Raw genomic sequence first — 16,716 nt, 5'->3', positions numbered from 1 at the left:
TCTTGACAAGTTTTCATTCATTCCTATGGTGACATGAAACTATTCATTCGTGAACTCTGCAAGGACGGGAGGCCCGGGTTGTCCCGGTCGCTGCACGAGCTGCTCACCGCCCACCGGCTGACCCCGGCGCAGCGCCGCATCGCCAGCTACCTCACCGACCACGCGGCCGAGGCGGCCGCGCTCACCAGCGCCGAGCTCGCGGAATACGCGCAGGTCAGCCAGCCGTCCGTCACGCGGTTCGTCGCGTTGCTCGGCTTCGACGGCTACGCCGGCTTCCGCCGCTACCTGCGCGAAGCCGCCGCCGAGCCCGAGCCCGAGTGCGGCGGCAACAAGTTCCAGGACGCCATCGACGCCGACCTGCGCAACCTCACCGCCCTGCGCGCCCAACTGACCGACGACACGCGCCTGAGATCGATCGCCGCGAGCCTCATGGACTCCGTGCCGCTCGTCGTCACCGGCTACCGAGTCTCGGCCGCGCAGGCCGCGTCGTTCGCCTACCTGGCCACCAAGATCCACCCGGACGTCCGCCTGCTCACGGACTCCGGCAGCGTCTTCGGCGACGCCCTGCGCCACGCCCACCGGCGTGGCGCGCGGACGCTCGTCCTCGTCGCACTCCCCCGCTACCCCCGGGAGAGCGCCGCGGCCCTCGAGCAGGCTCGCGCACTGGGCCTGCGCACCCTCCTGATCACGGACCGGTCCGTCTCGGCGCTCACCCCGCTCGCCGACGACGTGCTGAACGCGGGCGTCGCCTCCGAGTTCGTGTTCGACTCCCACGCCGCGGTCGCGTCGCTGACCGTGGCGCTGGTCGAGGCGATGGCCGACGCGGCCGGCGCCCTGGCCCGGCAACGACTGGAAGGTTTCGAAGACTATGCCGCAGAGCAAGACCTCTTCCTCCCCGAGTGAGACGGGAGGAAGCGCGACTGCGTTCGACGACGTCCCGCTCAACCGCTTCCACCTCCGCATCACCGCACTGACGTTCTGCGCCAACTACTCCGACGGCTACGAGCTCGGCATCATCAGCATCGCCCTGCCGCTGATCGCGGCGCAGCTCGGTTTCGGCACGGTGTGGGAGGGGCTGCTGGGCGCGTCGGCGCTGATCGGGATCTTCCTCGGCAGCATCGTCGTCGGCTGGGCCGCGGACAAGATCGGCCGGCAACGGCTGTACACAGTGGACTTCCTGCTGATCGCCGGGGCGTCGGCGGCCGAGTTCTTCGTGACCAGCCCGACCCAGCTGTTCATCCTCAGACTGCTGATCGGCATCGGGATCGGCGCCGACTACGCACTCGGCCCCACCCTCGTGGCGGAGTTCGTGCCGCGCAAGTACCGCGGTGGCCTGCTGGCTTCGCTCACCGTGCTGTGGACCGTGGGTTACGTCGCGGCGTTCTTCCTCGGCAACTACGTGGTGAGCCTCGGCGGCGAATCGTGGCGCTGGCTGCTGGCGTCGAGCTGCATTCCCGCCATCGCCGTGGTGCTGCTGCGCATCGGCGTGCCGGAATCGCCGCGCTGGCTGCTCTCGCAGGGCCGCGTGGAGCAGGCTCGCGCGGTGGTGGGCCGGCTGCGCGGCGACGTCGAGGCGTTCGAGGACCTGGTGCGCAACCACGTGGCGCAGCGGCGCGTGCGCTACCGCGAGCTGTTCGGCAAGAAGTACTGGCGCAACACGGCGTTCGGCACGATCTTCTACAACGCCCAGGTGGTGCCCTACTTCGCCATCTACACGTTCCTGCCGCTGGTGCTGCTGAAGATGGGCGTGGGCGAGGAAGACACGACCAGCGACGGCCTGCTGAACCTCTTCCTGCTCGCCGGCAGCCTCGGCGGCCTGTGGCTGGTGGCGAAGATGTCGCGCCGTGGCCTCACGATCTGGTCGTTTGTGGTCCTCATCGCCAGCATGGCCCCGATGGCCATCTGGCCCGACGCGCCCACGGCACTGCTGTTCCCGCTGTTTCTGGTGTTCACGTTCACCATGTCCGCGGCCGTGAACCTCGACCAGGTCTACCCACCCGAACTCTTCCCCACCGACCTGCGCAGCTCGGGCGTCGGCCTGCTCAACGGCCTCAGCCGCGTCGGCTCCGCCATCGGCACGTTCCTGCTGCCGCTGGCGCTGGACAGCATCGGGTTCTCCCCGACGATGCTCATCCTCACGCTGGTGCTGGTGCTCGGGCTGGGCGCGTCGCTGTTGTGGGCACCGGAAACGAAGAACTCGACGATGGACTGACTCGCGGTCACGGTGCCGTGAAGGGCGCCTCGAGGGACTCCGGTTGCCTCGAGGCGCCCTTCACGGAACGGCCGGCTCGGCACGCGACCGCGCGGCGAGGCCGGTTTTCAACGCCGCCGCCATCGTCGCCACCCGGCGACCCTGCGCTCGGGCCGCCGCGAGCGCCACCTCGTCGACGGCGAGCGAGCCGTCCTCACCCGTGCTGTGGCTTGCGCCGTAGGGGTTTCCGCCCGAGTCGTTCACGTGCCCCTTGAACCCGGGCGGCACGAGCACACCGCCGAAGTGGTACACGGAGTTGTAGAGGGCGAGCAGCGTCGTCTCCTGCCCGCCGTGCGCCGAGGCACTCGAGGCGAACCCGCTGTAGACCTTGTCCACCAGCAGGTCGCGCGCCCACAGGCCGGTCAGCGTGTCGAAGAACTGCTTGAGCTGGCTCGCGATGTTGCCGAACCGCGCGGGTGTGCCGAACACGATCCCGTCGGCCCACAGCAGATCTTCGTGCGTGGCAACGGGAACGTGCGCGGTCGCGGCCAAGTGTTCACGCCAGTCGCGGTTGCGCGCGATCGCGCTCGCCGGCGCGAGCTCCGCCACGCGCCGCAGCCGTACCTGTGCGCCGGCCGCCAGCGCACCCGCGCGCACCGCCTCGGCCAGCGTGAACACCGTTCCCGTCGCCGAGTAGTACACGACGGCGATCCTGCAGCACCCCTCGGACATCGAACCCACTTCCCACGGCGGTCCCGGCCACCAAGATCGTATCAGTCAATACCGTTACGATCGATACATTGGCGGAAACTCACCCACGCGCACCCCACCTCATCCCGCGCGGGCGAGGACTCGCGCGCTCCGTCGGACCACCGTGAGGCGAACGGGGAACCGACGGGAGGCACGGTCATGTCTGACTACATCCGGATGCAGGGATCCGACCCGCGTGCGATGGACTCGGCGCGGCCGGGGTTCGCCGAACCGCGCGCGGCGAGCGGGTGGATCGCGTTCGCCGGCACGATGGCGATCCTGGTGGGCTTCTTCAACATCATCGTGGGGCTCGTGGCGCTGTTCAAGAACAACTACTACGTGTCCACACCCGGCGGCTACCTCGTCATGAACCTCACAGGCTGGGGCTGGCTGCACCTCATCGTCGGCGCACTGGCCGCCGCGGCCGGCGCCGCGCTGTTCAGCGGCGCCGGCTGGGCGAAGATCGTCGTGGTCGTCCTCGCCGGCTTCAACGCGCTGGCGATGCTCGCGTTCATCTCGGCCGCCCCGGCGTGGGGGCTGATCGTGATCGTGATGGACGTGCTGGTGATCTGGGCGGTGATCGCGCACTCGAACGAGCCCGAACCGTCACTCTGAAACGGCGCCGAGCGAGAACTCACCCGGCGACACCGCGTCCGGCAAGACCTCACCCAGCGCGGGTGAGGGCTTGCCGGTCAGTGGTGTGCTGTCCACGTAGTGCATCTCATATGAGCGCCGTGTGAACTTCCAGCCGTCGGCGGTGCGGCGGAACCGGTCGTGGTACACGGAGTGGTTGAGGTGCGAGCTGCCGTCGCGCAGCCGGCCGAACTCGACGATGTAGGTGCGGCCGGTGGCGGTGTCGCCGTCCAGCTCGATCACGCCGGGGTGGGCGGTCTGCAGGAAGTACTGCCAGAACTGCCGCGCCCGCTCGATGCCGGTGCGGATCTCGGCGCGGCTCGCGAACTCGATGCCGGCGTCGCCGATGCGCAGCACCCCGTCCTCGGCGAACAGCGACGCGAGGCGGTCGAAGTCGCGCATCATGCCCGCGTCGGTGAACTCCGCGCACAGCGCGCCGATCTCGACGCGGTCGGCGATGGCCTGGAAGTCGGTCATGGTTCTCCTGTCACATCCTTCGCTCGGATTCCGTCAACGCACTGACGGATGACAACGGAGGAACCTGACCGTGGACACGATGCTGGTCGAGCAGTTCGAAACGCACCGCGACCGCCTGCGCGGGGTCGCCTACCGGATGCTGGGCTCGGTGCCCGAGGCCGAAGACGCCGTGCAGGAAGCGTGGCTGCGCCTTTCGCGCACCGACGCGGACGGGGTGGCGAACCTCGGCGGCTGGCTGACCACCGTGGTCAGCCGCGTGTGCCTCGACGTGCTGCGCTCCCGCAAGTCACGCCGCGAGGAGCCGCTGGACATCCACGTGCCGGACACGATCGTCGCCGACCCGGACCCCGCCGAGGAGGCCGTGCTCGCCGATTCGATCGGGCTCGCGCTGCTCGTGGTGCTGGAGACGCTGTCGCCGGCCGAGCGGCTCGCCTTCGTGCTCCACGACCTGTTCGGCGTGCCGTTCGCCGAGATCGCGCCGATCGTGGACCGCACGCCCACCACCGCCGCGCAGCTGGCCAGCCGCGCCCGCCGCCGGGTCCGGGGCGCCGCGCTGCCCGACGCCGGCGTCGCCGCGCAGCGCGAGGTGCTCGACGCGTTCCTGGCCGCCTCGCGCTCGGGTGATTTCGACGCGCTGCTGGCCGTGCTCGACCCGGACGTGGTGCTGCGCGCCGACGCCGGCGTGACCGGCGGCTCGCGGCTCATCCGCGGCGCGGCCCAGGTGGCGAGCCAGGCGGTGCTGTTCGAGCAGCTCGGCGCCGAGAGCCGGCCCGTGCTCGTGAACGGTGCGCCCGGCCTGCTCGCGATCCTCGACGGCACGCCGCGGGCCGTGTTCTGCCCGACCGTGCGTGCCGGCCGGATCGTGGAGATCAACATCCTCGCCGACCCGCAGCGGCTCGCGCAGCTGGGCCTGTGACGCGGGCCCTCAGCCGGCCAGGCTCGCCCCGGGCACCTGCACCTTGAACGCACTGCCCGGGTTCAGCAACAGGTCCCGCCCGGCCAGCGCGTCGACGAGCTCCCGCACCGCGACCGCCCGGAACTCCTGGCCCGGCTGCGGTTCGGGCAGGTACCCCTCGGACGTGTAGGCCGGCACGACCTCACCGTCCTCCTGCGGCACCGCGACCACCGGGCGATCCGGTTCGCTGACCACGTAGACGGTGGCTTCGAGCAGCGCCGAGTGGACGCCGGCGTTGTCGCCGCTGCCGGCGATCACCGCCTGCAGCGCGGCCTCGAGCTCGTTGACGGGCCGCGGAATGCCCAGCGCCAGCGGGCTCGGCCGGTAGTCCGGGTTGGGCACGAAGGCACCGGCGATCTCGCCGTGCTCGTCGACCCGGTACGCGCCGGCGATCGCCACGCCCGGCACGTCCTCGGCACCCTCGAGTGCCGGGTCCACCACGTAGAGCCAGCTGTCCGGCGCTTGCCGCGCGCGCTCGCGCAGCTCCGCGGGCAGCGGGTCCGGGGTGGTATCCACAACAGTCTCCGATCCGTTTTCCGGCTCAGGCCGGCTCGGGGTGCTCAATCCTTGGGCGGCACAGGCGGGGGCGGGCTCTGGGGCCGCGGCACGAAGTCGGGATTCGGCTCATATTGCAGCTGCGGCACCAGCTTGTGGTCGTTCGGGTAGATGATGTTCGGGTGCGCGCCCGGCTGCCCGGCGCCGACGTTGTAGTAGCCCTCGACCTTGTAGGCACCGGAGATCTGCGAACCCGGGATCCGGTCGACCCCGGCCCACTCGTTCTGGCCGTCCATGGTCGGCACGTGGTCCGGGTGCGAGGGCAGGTGGACCATCTTCGAAGGATCGTTCTCGATCTCGTAGATGTAGCCCTCGTGCTTGAAGAACATCGTGTCCTCGGACTTGCCCCAGAACCCGGTTTTGGTCGACTGGGTGATCTCCCCGCCCACCTTCTGCGGCACGAACTGGTACCCGGTCTCGACGTCGCCCGACGTCGAGACGTACCCGCTGCCCGAGCCGTAGGACCGGTGCTGGTGGCCGGCGATGTCGTAGTTGGGCCCCAGCGGGCCGTGGCCCTGCCGGATCGCGTCGGAGGTGAGGCCCTGCTTGAAGATGACGTCCGGCGGCGCGCCCGAACCGTGGTAGACGAACTTCGGCGGGTCCGCCGGGTTGTGCGAGAAGTCCGGTGCCGACTGGTGCTTCTTGCCGTCCGCCGTGGTGTTCGACGGGCCGGCGTCGAGCGACCGGTCCGTGTCGCCGGTGGTGTGCGACGGTCCCGGCTCCGGCGACGGCTCGCGTGACGGGTTCGGGGTGCTGCCGGTGTCGCCGACGTGCGCCGGTTCGTCCGTGCTGCCGGCGCGGCTCGGTGAGTCGCCGTTGCCGCTGCCCGACTTGCAGCTCGACGGCGCCAGGCCCAGCGGGTCGGCCACACGCAGCGGGTTGTTCACGTACGCCGCCGGGTTGGGCGCGGGCGCGAGGCCCAGCGGGTCCTGGCTCACGTACCGGCCCGCCGCGGGGTCGTAGTAGCGGTAGACGTTGTAGTGCAGGCCGGTTTCCGCGTCGAGGTACTGGCCGGGGAACCGCAGCGGCGTGGCCGTGGCGCCGCCGCCGGCCGGCAGATCGCGGCCCCACACCGTGGTGCGACCCGACCAGGCCGGTCGGCCGGAGGGGTCGAGCAGCTCGGCCGGGCGGCCGACGGGGTCGGTCACGATGGTGTGGAACAGCCGGGCCCCGCCGGTCTTCTCGTGCTGCGCCACCGGCACGTCGGTGTCCGGGTCGTAGTCCCACGTGCGCACGCGGGTGGTGCCGTCGGCGAGGCGGTGCACCTCTTCGACGAGCTGTCCGCCGTCCCACACGAAGTCGACCTGTTCGGCGAGATCGCCGCTCGGGGCCAGGCGCTGCTTGGCGATGCGCCGGCCGACGGGGTCGTAGCGGTAGCGCCACCGGGTGCCGTCGGGGGTGGTCACGCCGGTGAGCCGGTCCTGGCCGTCCCAGCCGAAGTGCCACACCAGGTCGCCGACCCGCCGCTGCACGACCCGGCCCTGCGCGTCGTGCACGTAGGAGATCGCGCCGGCCGAAACGAGGGTGTTGCCGGAGTAGGTGCGCGGGCCGCTTTCGGGCGCCGCCTGCCCCGCCGTGCCGCTGAAGACGACGTTGCCCGCGATGTCGTAGCGGAAGCCCTCCCGCCGGTCCGCCGCGATCACTTCGAGCACACGCCCGGCCGGGTCGAGCCGGAACTCCGCCGTGCCGGAGAAGCTGTCGGCGGTGCGGACGAGGTGGCCGTCGGCGCGGTAGTCGTAGCGCCGGCGCAGGTTCGGACCCTCCTGCGCGGTGAGCCGCTGCTCGGCGTCGTAGCCCTGCGTCAGCACTCGCGTGCCGTCGACCGAGCGGCCCGTCTCCTTGCCCGCCGGGTCGCGGTCGAAGGCCACCACATGGCCGCCGCCCACCAGCCCCACCGCCGCACCGTGCTCGCCGAAGGACCACGCACTGTCCACTCCGGACGGAGTGCGGCGCTGCACGCGGCTGCCGTCGGGCGCGTAGGAGAACGTGGTGGTGCGGCCGTTGGTCGTCTGCGCGATCACGCGGCCGCGCTCGTCGCGCTCGTACTCGATCACCGCGTCGCCGTTTTCCGCGCGGCGGAGCCGGCCGACCGGGTCGTAGGAGTACGTGGTGAACCCGTGGGGCGTGCGCCGCTCGACGATGTTGCCCAGCGTGTCGTAGCCGAATTCCGTGAGCTCGCCGAGGCCGTTGTACGCGCGGGCGAGCCGGCCCGCGGGGTCGTACTCGAAGCGCAGGGTGCGGCCGTCGAAGTCGCGCTCTTCGGTCACGCGGCCGGCGTGGTCGTAGACGTAACGCCAGGTCAGGCCGATCGGATTGGTCACCGAGAGCAGACGCAGCTCGGTGTCGTAGGTGTAGGCGGTGCCGCCGCCGGTCTCGTCGGTCTCGGCCACGACCACGTCGAACGGGCCGTACTCGCGCCGCGTCACGGCGCCGGTCTCGCTCACGTGCGCGACGTCGTTGCCTTCGCCGTCGTAGGACCACTGCTCGCGTCCGCCGGCCGGGCCGGTGCGCGCGGCCCGCATGCCTTCCACGGTCCAGTCGAGTCGCACCTGTCCGCCGGGTGTGTCGACGAGCGCCGGCCGGCCGAACAGGTCGGGCACGTAGCCCTTCGCGGTCCGCTCGGCCTCCGCGACCGCGTCGGGCAGCACGGCCGCGCTGGCCACGTTGTCGTGACGGAACTCCCCGGAAACGCCGAGCCGCGTGGTGAACGGGTCGAGCGGTTCGTCGAAGGTGCGGGTCCAGGTGCGCTCACCGTCGCGCACGGCGATGGCGGCGACGAGGCCACCGCTCAGCGCGACCTGCGCGACGCTGCCGTCGGGCCGGACCACGCGGGTCAGCGCGCCGGCGTCGTCGTACTCGTACGACGTGGTGTGCCCGAGCTTGTCGGTGCGCAGGAGCAGGCGGTCGTACCGGTCCCAAGTGGACACCGTGGCGTGTCCCGCGGCGTCGACCTCGCGCACGATCTGGCCGGCCTCGTTGAGGTGGTACTCGGTGCGGTGGCCGAGCGAGTCGGCGTAGGTGGTGACGAGGCGCTCGCGGTCGTAGGTGAAGCTGCCGTCGCGGAAACCCCGGTCCCCCACCGTTTTCACGCAGCGGCCGGCCGCGTCGTACACGTAGCGGTACCAGGTTCCGGTGCGGTCCTGCCAGCCGGTGATGCGACCCTGCAGGTCGTAGTCGAACACCATCGGGCGGCCGGTGGAATTCACGACCTGCGCGAGCCGGCCGTCGGGGTCGTAGCCGTAGCGCGTGACGAGCACGCTTTCGCCGGACTGCGGGTTCACCACCGACATCGCGGTGATGCGGTCGCGGGTCACGCCGAAGGAGACTTCGTAACCGTCGGAGTGGCGGATCCGCACCGGGCGGCCCGTGCGGTCGTAGTCGATGTCGTACCGCTGCCCGGCCCCGGTCACGGTGGTGAGCGGCAGGATGCCGGCCGCTTCACCGGCCACCGGTTCGAAGCGAAGACTCCTGCCCCGCAACGGTTCTTCCAGCACGTAGGTGCCGTCGAGCCGCCGGGTCAGCGGCAGCCGCGGCCCCTCCACCGGCAGGCCGGTGGTGCCCGGCGCCGGCAGCGGGTACACGAGCACCATGCCGTCGGGCGCGAAGTAGCAGACGTCGTCGGCGTCGACCTCGAGGCGCTGGTCCACTGTGGACGCCCAGGACCGGCCGAACCAGCGGCCGGCGTGGTAGGAGGACACGTGCGTGCGCTCGATCGTCAGCGCGAGGTCCAGCGGCAGCACCAGGTCGGTCTGGTCGAGGATCATCTCGCCGGTGGCGACGTCGACCGGATCGGACGCGCAGAACCGGCTGTCCTTGTCCACGGCCGTGTCGCGCGGGTTGTCCGGCTTGTTGGGCGGCGGGGCGCTCTTCGGTGTGCCGCCCTTGGGCGTGCCGCCGCCGGTGTTGGCCGGCAACGGTTCGGGGTCGGTGTTGAGGGGTGGTGGGTCGCTCTTGACCGGTGGCGGCGTGCCGCCACCACCATTGGAGGAGCCGCCCGAGCTGGAGGCGTGGGTGGCGTCGTCGCCGCCGCCCTTGCCGGCCGGGGGCGGGGTGTAGTCCTTGGCGTCACCGCCGCTGTAACCCGAGGCCGACGTGCCGTCGTCGCCGCCCGATTTCCCCGGCGGGGGTGTGTAGTCCTGGGGGTCGCCTTCGTAACCGGAAGACTTCGTGGTGTCGTCGCCACCCGATTTGCCGGGTGGGGGCGTGTAATCCTTCGGCGCGCCTTCGTAACCGCCGCCCTGGGGCGTGCCACCCCCGTCGCCACCGGGGGTCTTCACCGGCGGGGCCTTCGGGGTGTCGGAGAGGCCCTTGGTGCCGGGCGGCGGGGTGACCTTGCCGCCCTTGAGGCCCTTGAACGCCTTGCCGGCGTCTTCGAACAGCGTGCCGGCCTTCTTCAACAACGGCACCAGCGCCTTGAGCGCCTTCACCAGCTTCGTCACCAGACCGGTGATCTGCGACGCCGTCTTCGCGACCGCGCTCACGACCTGCGGCACGACCCAGGTCAGGCCGATACCGAGGGTGAAGATGACCTGCAACGCCCAGCTGATCATGTGCCCGATCAGCTCGGAGATGATGTCCCGCACCAGCGTCCGGACCGCGGCGACCACCTCACCGGCCGTTTTGACTCCGGACGAGGCGCCTTCACAGCCCTTCTGCGCCGCCTGCAACGACGTGCTCAGGTCCTGCGCCCGCTGCCGATACGCGTCCGAGGCCGCGCCGGACCACGACTGCAGATCGGCGCTGATCGCGTCGTTGAGATCGGACGCGACGCTGCCGAGCTCCTTGGCCACATTGGCCCACGTCTCCGACTGCGCCTTGATCTGATCGGCATTGCCGGTGAGCCCGTTGAGCGCGTCCTTGAGCGGGCCGACATGCTCCATCAGCCACGACACACCCGCCGCGAGGATCGCCCCGAACGGGTCCATCGCCATCGACAACGCGTCCAGCGCCGTGCCGACCGCACCCATCGCCACCGACGCCCAATCGCCCGACTCGATGGCCGTGGACAGATCGTTGGCCGATTCGAGCAGCGAAATGCCCGAGTAGGCCTTCGTCGAGTCCTGGGCCTGGGCGATCAACGGGTTGCTCACCCGATGAAGCTAGCAGCGCGGATCACAGTGATCGTTCCCGAGATGGGCGATTGACGCGGTGGTCGCCCTTTGCTACTCCCCCAGTGGACAGCGTGGGCAGGTCGTCCCGGCCACCGGGACGCGTCAGCCGGCGTCGGCGCAGGCCACGGCCTCGGGCTGGGCCGCGGGCACCGGCTCGTCGGCCAGGTTCTCGGCCAGGTCGTCGGGCACGATGAGGCGCCACGGCCGGGCCACGACCCACAGCACCACCCCGGCCAGCAGGATGCCGCTGAACATCACCACGGCCATGGCCGCCGCGTTGTTGCCGAGCAGGCCCACGACCGGCGACACGGCCGCGCCGATGCCGAACTGCACGGCGCCGAGCAGCGAAGCCGCGGTGCCGGCGTTCGAGCCGTGCGCGTTGAGGGCGACGGCCGGGGCGTTGGGCAGGATCAGGCCGGCGAAGAACAGCACCGCCCACACCGGCACCGCGACGCCGAACATCCCGCCGAAGCCGCTGAGCGCCGTGACCACCAGAACGGCCGCGGCCACCACGGCCGCCACGCTCGCGACGAGCAGCACCTGGGCCGGCTCGTAGCGGTTCATCAGCCGTGCGTTGACCTGCGTCGCGGCGATCAGCCAGATGGCGCTGGCGCCGAAGAGCAGCCCGAACTGCTGCTGGTCGAGACCGAACTGCTGCTGGAACACGAACGAACCGCCGCTGATGAACGCGAACAACCCGGCCATCGCGAGACCGGCCACGATCACCAGACCGATGAACGACCGGTCCGTGAGCAGCCCACGGTACGAGCGCGCCGTGGCCTTCAGCTCCCACGGCTGGCGGCGCTGCTTCGGCAGCGTCTCGGGCAGGGCCAGCGCCGCGGCGATCGCGCTCGCGAGCCCGATGGCGGCGAGCACCACGAACACCCCGCGCCACTCGGTCCAGCTCAGCAGCGCGCTGCCGAGCGTCGGCGCGAGCACCGGAGAAACACCCATCACGAGGATCAGGCGCGAAAGCAGCTTCGCGGCACCTCGGTCGCTGTAGAGGTCACGCACCACGGCCAGCGCCAGCACCGCACCCGCGGAGGCGCCGAGGCCCTGCAGCACGCGGGCGCCGGTGAGCAGCTCGACGTTGGGCGCGACCAGGCAGAGCAGCGAGGCCAAGACGTGGATGACACTGCCCGTGATCAACGGGATCCGGCGGCCGAACGCGTCGGACAGGGGCCCCACCAGCAGCTGGCCCAGACCGAGGCCGAGCACGGTGCCGGTGATCGTGAGCTGGATCGTGGATTCGGAGGTCAAGAGGTCCTGCGCGATGGTCGGCAGCGCAGGCAGGTACATGTCGATGGACAGCGGCCCGAGCGCCACGAGCACACCCAGGATCAGCACCAGCTTCAGCTGTCCGCCCGGCGCGGACACCTCCGCGGCAGGTGCGGCTTCCAGCCTGTTCGTCACAGCATCTCCCTCAGTCGGTAGCCACCTCACAACTACGACGAACGGGACTCGGCTATTCCGACATCCCTGCCGGATCACATCGCGAAACTTTTCCCGTGACACCGCGTGGTTGCGCTGCTACGAACCAGTAGTCACCCGTTTTCGTCCACAATAGACAGTTCGCATACGACGGATCGCCCACGACGGCAAGGCGGACCAGGGCCGGGTGACGCCGTGGTGGCTTCCGGGGGAACACTGCGCGCGGGATCCAGGCCCGGCGCCGTGACCGCGGCGGCGCGGGGCTGCTGGTGCTCGTGGGGTTGCCGGGACCATTCGCGACGTTCGACCCGAGTTCCGCGCCCGGGCCGAGCGGGGCGGGAACCGCGCAGAACTCCCCCGATCCGGCACTTACGACAAACGCGCCACGCACCTAGCGTTCGAACCGGCACCGCCACCGAAGGCGTGGCGGACCGAACCGGAAGGCGGCCGACATGCCGATCCTCAGCGCCCTGGGCGGCGTCCACCACGTGCGGCTCACCGTGACCGACATCGAGCGTTCGCGCACCTTCTACACCGAGATCCTCGGCTTCGGCGTCGCGGCCGAGTCGCCGGGCAGCCCGGACGACCCGGCCATCCGGGCCGACCGCGACGCGCTCTACGGCGGGGTCGTGCTCGCCAACGACAACCTCATCCTCGGCCTGCGGCCGGTGGCCGACCCCGCCGACCGGTTCGAGTCCGAGCGCGTGGGCCTCGACCACCTGAGCTTCCAGCTCGGCTCGATGGCCCAGCTGCGCGAAGCCGAGGAACGCCTCGACGCCACCGACGTGGTGCACGGCACGATCCGCGAGCTGCCGGCGTTCGGCATCGCGATCCTCTCGATCGACGACCCCGACGGCATCCACCTGGAGCTCACCGCCGCCCTCGAATAGTCCACTCAGGACAGCTCGGGGCACGGATCGCGGTACGGACGGCCGTTGATCTTGGCGCCCGCCGCTCATTAGGGTCGGCGCATACGTCGACCGAGGAGGAACACCCATGAGCGGCCTGCCGGCCACGATGCGAGCGGCGCGCTTCGACGCGGCGTCGAAGAAGCTGAGCGTGGAGACGGTGCCCGTGCCCGAGCCGGGGCGCGGTGAGGTCGTGGTGAAGGTCGCGGCGTGCGGCATCTGCCACTCGGACCTGACCCAGCTCGACGGGCACTTCACCCCGAAGCTGCCGGTCATCACGCCCGGGCACGAGACCGCCGGCACGGTCGCGGCGCTCGGCGAAGACGTCGACGCCTGGTCACCGGGCGACCGCGTGGTCGTGGCCGCGGGCCGGGCGTGCGGCACGTGCCGCGAATGCCGTCGCGGCGGCGGCATGGACGCGTGCGAGCAGCTCGAGATCATGGCCTTCGACTACGACGGCGCGTGGGCCGAGTACGTGGTCACGCCCGCGACCACGCTCGTCGCCGTGCCGGAGCACGTGCCGCTCGAGCAGGCCGCGGTGCTGGCCGACGCCGTGTCGACCCCGTACGGCGCCATCGACACGGCCGGGCTGCGGGCGGCGGAGGCCGTGGGCATCTGGGGTCTCGGCGGGCTGGGCACGCACCTCGTGCAGCTCGCGCGCATCTGCGGCGCGTCGCCGATCGTCGCGCTGGACCCGCTGCCCGCGGCCCGCGAACGCGCGCTCGGCCTCGGTGCCGACTTCGCCCTCGACCCGCTCGACGAAACCACGCCGGAGAAGCTCGCGGAAATCACCGGCGGCCACGGCCTCGACGTCGCGTTCGACTGCGTCGGGCGCGGTTCGAGCGTGAAGCAGGCCGATCGCGCTCTGGGCCACCGCGGCCGGCTCGTGCTCGTCGGCATGTCGCCCGATCCGCTCACGCTGGGAGCCGAGTTCAACTTCGTCCGCAGGCGCCACGCCGTGGTCGGGCACCTCGGCTACCGCATGAAGCACCTGTCCGACCTGGTGGAGCTGGTCGCCCGCGGCCGGCTCGACGTGTCGGGCTCGGTGAGCGCGATCCTGCCGCTGGAAGAGGCAGCGGAAGGCGTGCGGCGGCTGCGCGAACACGACGGCGACCCGATCCGGGTGCTGCTTCGGCCTTGACCCTGACGTCGCAGGAGGGTCGAGCATCGAGGACATGACCGAGTACACCAGCCCCGTCCCGATGCCGGCCCTCGACGCGATCGCGCCCGAGCCCTACCGCGGCATCTACGGCATGCCCATGTTCCCGACGATCCCCACGGCCGACCTCGCGGAGTCGAAGGACTTCTGGCTGCACGGCCTGGGGTTCATCGACCTCTTCTCGATCCCGGAGCGCCTCACGCACCTGCGGCGGTGGGCGTTCCAGGACGTGCTGCTCGTGCCCGGCGAGCCCGGGCCCACCACGGCGCTCACGCTCAGCTTCTCGTGCGTGCCCGCTCAGCTCGACGAGGTGGTGGCGCGCTGCGAGGAGCTGCGGCCGGGCTGCACCAGCGGCCCGGAGGAGAAGCCGTGGAACTCGCTCGAGCTCACGATCGAAACCCCCGAGCACGTGCGGGTCGTGTTCACCGCGGCGCGGCCGATCGACCCGGACAGCGCGCAGGCCGCGAGCCTGCGGGCCGTCGGATTCGACATTCCACGCGGGTGAGCCACACTGGCCTGATGAGCGAAGGCCTCACCGTCGGCCGCGCGGCCGCGCTCGTCGGGGTCAGCGTGAAGACGCTGCACCACTGGGACGCGATCGGGCTCGTGCGGCCCAGTGAACGCACGTACGCGGGGTACCGGGTGTACTCGGGCGAGGACATCGCCCGGGTGCACCGGGTCCTCGTGTACCGCGAGCTGGGCTTCCCGCTCGCCGAGATCGGCCGCCTCCTCGACGACCCGGCCGTGGACGCGCGCGAGCACCTGCGCCGCCAGCGCACCGAGCTCGTGGACCGCATCACGCGGCTGGAGACCATGGTCTCGGCCGTGGACCGCATGCTCACCGCGACCCGCACCGGCCTCCAGCTCACCCCCGAGCAGCAGGTGGAGATCTTCGGCGCCGACTGGCGTCCCGAATGGGTCGGCGAGGCCGAAACCCGCTGGGGTGAGAGTCCTCAATGGACCCAGTACGCGGAACGCGCCGCCGCCCTGACCCCGGACGACTGGCGCGAGGTCACGGCCCAGGTCGAAAAGCTGAACGCCGACCTGGCCACGGCGCACCGCACCGGCGTGACCCCCGGCTCCCCCGAGGCCAACGCCCTGGCCGAACGCCACCGCACCTCGATGACCACGTACTTCGACTGCCCCCACACCCGCCACGTCTGCCTCGGCCGCCTCCTCTCGCAGGACGAGGGCTTCGCCGGTTACTACGCCACCCTCTCCCCCGGCCTCGCTTCGTGGCTGCGCGAGGTGATCGACGCCAACGCCCGCGCCCACGGCGTCGACCCGACCACCGCCGCCTGGGACGACTGACCACAGTGGACCGCACCGGCGGCAGAGTGCTTGTCGGCGGCAGAGTGCTCGCCGGCAGCGGGGGTGCTCGTCAGCGGCACGGCGCGACCAGCCCCGCCGACGAGCGTCCCCCTCGCGGTGCCCCTCACGACACCACGCTGCGCCCCGACCACCGAGCCCCGATCGCCGCGCGCCGTCCCCCGACGGCGGTGCGCGGTGACCGGGGCCGGAACTCAGTCCGTGACCAGCTCGGACTTGTGCTCCTGCAACCACTCCTCCAACGGCTTGAGCCGGGGGTTGATGCGGCGCACCCGCGCCAGGTCACGCGACTCGATGAACGAGTCGGCGGCGTCGGCGTAGAACTGGTACATGTTGGCGACCTCGACCGCACCCGGGAACCCGGCGGCGCGGACCTCGTCGTGGGTCTGCGGGCGGTACACGACCTCGTCGCCGAGCACCTTCGTGAACAGCTGCGCCAGCTCGTCTCCGGTGTAGTGCGCGCCGGCGAGGCCGACGGTGCGGCCGATGTACGTGGGGCCCGCCAGGAAGATGCCGAAGGCGGTGCGGCCGATGTCCTCCGCCGCGACGAGCGCGAACACCGAGTCGCCCATCGGGTTGGTCAGCGTGAGCTTGCCGTCGGCGCCGCGGTGCACGCCCTGGCCCTGCAGCAGCGACTCGTAGTAGAAGGTGGTCTCCAGGAACGTGGTGGGCACGCCGAGGTCGGTGAAGAACCGGTTGGCCTCACCCTTCGCGTCGAAGTGCGGCACCGTGTACTTCTCGAGCAGCGTCGGCAGTTCGAGGCCCTGGTGCTCGAAGTGCGGGCGCGTGTCCTCCAGAGTGGACCAGACCACGTGCTTCAGGCCGGTCTTCTTCGCCGCGCGGGCCGCGGTCTCCGCCTGGTCGAGCTCCATCTGCGCCCGCGTGCGCGCCGCCTCTTCCTCGGGCGTGCGCTGGACCCAGAAGTTCGTGACCACGAACGCGCCGTACGCGCCGTCGAACGCGCGCTCCACGCTGGCCTCGTCGTCGAGATCGGCTTCCACGACCTCCGCGCCGCGCGCCGCCAGCTCCTTGGCCGCCGGGGACTCGGCGTCGCGGGTCAGCGCGCGCAGGCTGAACGGTCCCTGCGGATCGTCGAGGATCGCGCGAGCCAGACCACCGCCTTGCGAACCGGTCGCCCCCACCACGGCAATGATCTTCTTGTCGGTCATCGGGTTCCTGCCCTTCTCGTCGGATCTTTCCAACGAGTTCCAGGGTGT

The 16,716-nt window shown here is 71.1% G+C and carries 14 protein-coding genes; 8 read left to right on the top strand and 6 right to left on the bottom strand.

Annotated features, from left to right (window positions below):
- Positions 1-33: 33 nt before the first annotated feature.
- A complete protein-coding gene (locus VSH64_RS44895) occupies positions 34-903 on the top strand; it encodes a MurR/RpiR family transcriptional regulator (RefSeq protein ID WP_326568813.1) in 870 nt (289 codons plus the stop codon).
- Positions 869-2,212 carry an MFS transporter gene (locus VSH64_RS44890; RefSeq protein WP_326568812.1) on the top strand — a complete coding sequence of 448 codons (1,344 nt, stop codon included), beginning with the start codon at positions 869-871 and terminating at the stop codon, positions 2,210-2,212. Before VSH64_RS44895 ends, VSH64_RS44890 begins: the two co-directional genes overlap by 35 nt.
- 60 nt (positions 2,213-2,272) lie before the next feature.
- Here VSH64_RS44890 and wrbA read toward each other — a convergent pair whose 3' ends face one another.
- Positions 2,273-2,923 carry an NAD(P)H:quinone oxidoreductase gene (gene wrbA / locus VSH64_RS44885; protein WP_326568811.1) on the bottom strand — a complete coding sequence of 217 codons (651 nt, stop codon included), beginning with the start codon at positions 2,921-2,923 and terminating at the stop codon, positions 2,273-2,275.
- A 177-nt stretch (positions 2,924-3,100) separates the two neighbouring features.
- Here wrbA and VSH64_RS44880 point away from each other — a divergent pair, with 177 nt between their 5' ends.
- Positions 3,101-3,556 carry a DUF7144 family membrane protein gene (locus VSH64_RS44880; RefSeq protein WP_326568810.1) on the top strand — a complete coding sequence of 152 codons (456 nt, stop codon included), beginning with the start codon at positions 3,101-3,103 and terminating at the stop codon, positions 3,554-3,556.
- Here VSH64_RS44880 and VSH64_RS44875 read toward each other — a convergent pair.
- On the bottom strand, positions 3,548-4,051 hold the full coding sequence (locus VSH64_RS44875) for a nuclear transport factor 2 family protein (protein WP_326568809.1): 504 nt from the start codon (positions 4,049-4,051) through the stop codon (positions 3,548-3,550). The genes VSH64_RS44880 and VSH64_RS44875 overlap by 9 nt on opposite strands.
- A gap of 79 nt (positions 4,052-4,130) precedes the next feature.
- Here VSH64_RS44875 and VSH64_RS44870 point away from each other — a divergent pair, with 79 nt between their 5' ends.
- Entirely contained in the window at positions 4,131-4,967 is an 837-nt protein-coding gene (locus tag VSH64_RS44870) for a sigma-70 family RNA polymerase sigma factor (RefSeq protein WP_326838213.1), read from the top strand.
- A gap of 9 nt (positions 4,968-4,976) precedes the next feature.
- On the opposite strand, the gene VSH64_RS44865 is transcribed toward VSH64_RS44870, so the two are convergent.
- From VSH64_RS44865 to VSH64_RS44855, 3 genes are all read right to left on the bottom strand, one after another.
- The gene (locus VSH64_RS44865; RefSeq protein WP_326568808.1) at positions 4,977-5,522 is read right to left on the bottom strand and encodes a type VII secretion system-associated protein; all 546 of its coding nucleotides are present in this window, start codon (positions 5,520-5,522) and stop codon (positions 4,977-4,979) included.
- A 44-nt stretch (positions 5,523-5,566) separates the two neighbouring features.
- Entirely contained in the window at positions 5,567-10,651 is a 5,085-nt protein-coding gene (locus VSH64_RS44860) for an RHS repeat-associated core domain-containing protein (protein ID WP_326568807.1), read from the bottom strand.
- Positions 10,652-10,774: 123 nt separating this feature from the next.
- Entirely contained in the window at positions 10,775-12,085 is a 1,311-nt protein-coding gene (locus VSH64_RS44855) for a multidrug effflux MFS transporter (protein WP_326568806.1), read from the bottom strand.
- Positions 12,086-12,555: 470 nt separating this feature from the next.
- Between VSH64_RS44855 and VSH64_RS44850 the strand changes: the two genes are divergently transcribed.
- The 4 genes from VSH64_RS44850 to VSH64_RS44835 all read left to right on the top strand — a co-directional run bounded on the left by VSH64_RS44850 (position 12,556) and on the right by VSH64_RS44835 (position 15,481).
- Positions 12,556-12,993 carry a VOC family protein gene (locus VSH64_RS44850; protein WP_326568805.1) on the top strand — a complete coding sequence of 146 codons (438 nt, stop codon included), beginning with the start codon at positions 12,556-12,558 and terminating at the stop codon, positions 12,991-12,993.
- Positions 12,994-13,099: 106 nt separating this feature from the next.
- On the top strand, positions 13,100-14,152 hold the full coding sequence (locus VSH64_RS44845; RefSeq protein ID WP_326568804.1) for a zinc-binding dehydrogenase: 1,053 nt from the start codon (positions 13,100-13,102) through the stop codon (positions 14,150-14,152).
- Positions 14,153-14,186: 34 nt separating this feature from the next.
- The gene (locus VSH64_RS44840) at positions 14,187-14,675 is read left to right on the top strand and encodes a VOC family protein (protein WP_326568803.1); all 489 of its coding nucleotides are present in this window, start codon (positions 14,187-14,189) and stop codon (positions 14,673-14,675) included.
- Between the two features lie 14 nt (positions 14,676-14,689).
- Positions 14,690-15,481 carry a MerR family transcriptional regulator gene (locus VSH64_RS44835; RefSeq protein WP_326568802.1) on the top strand — a complete coding sequence of 264 codons (792 nt, stop codon included), beginning with the start codon at positions 14,690-14,692 and terminating at the stop codon, positions 15,479-15,481.
- 212 nt (positions 15,482-15,693) lie between these two features.
- On the opposite strand, the gene VSH64_RS44830 is transcribed toward VSH64_RS44835, so the two are convergent.
- A complete protein-coding gene (locus VSH64_RS44830; RefSeq protein WP_326568801.1) occupies positions 15,694-16,668 on the bottom strand; it encodes an NmrA/HSCARG family protein in 975 nt (324 codons plus the stop codon).
- Positions 16,669-16,716: the final 48 nt, after the last annotated feature.

It is taken from the genome of Amycolatopsis rhabdoformis (assembly GCF_035918295.1).
In the GTDB taxonomy this organism is placed as follows: domain Bacteria; phylum Actinomycetota; class Actinomycetes; order Mycobacteriales; family Pseudonocardiaceae; genus Amycolatopsis; species Amycolatopsis rhabdoformis.
This window is presented reverse-complemented; position numbering and strand designations above follow the sequence as displayed.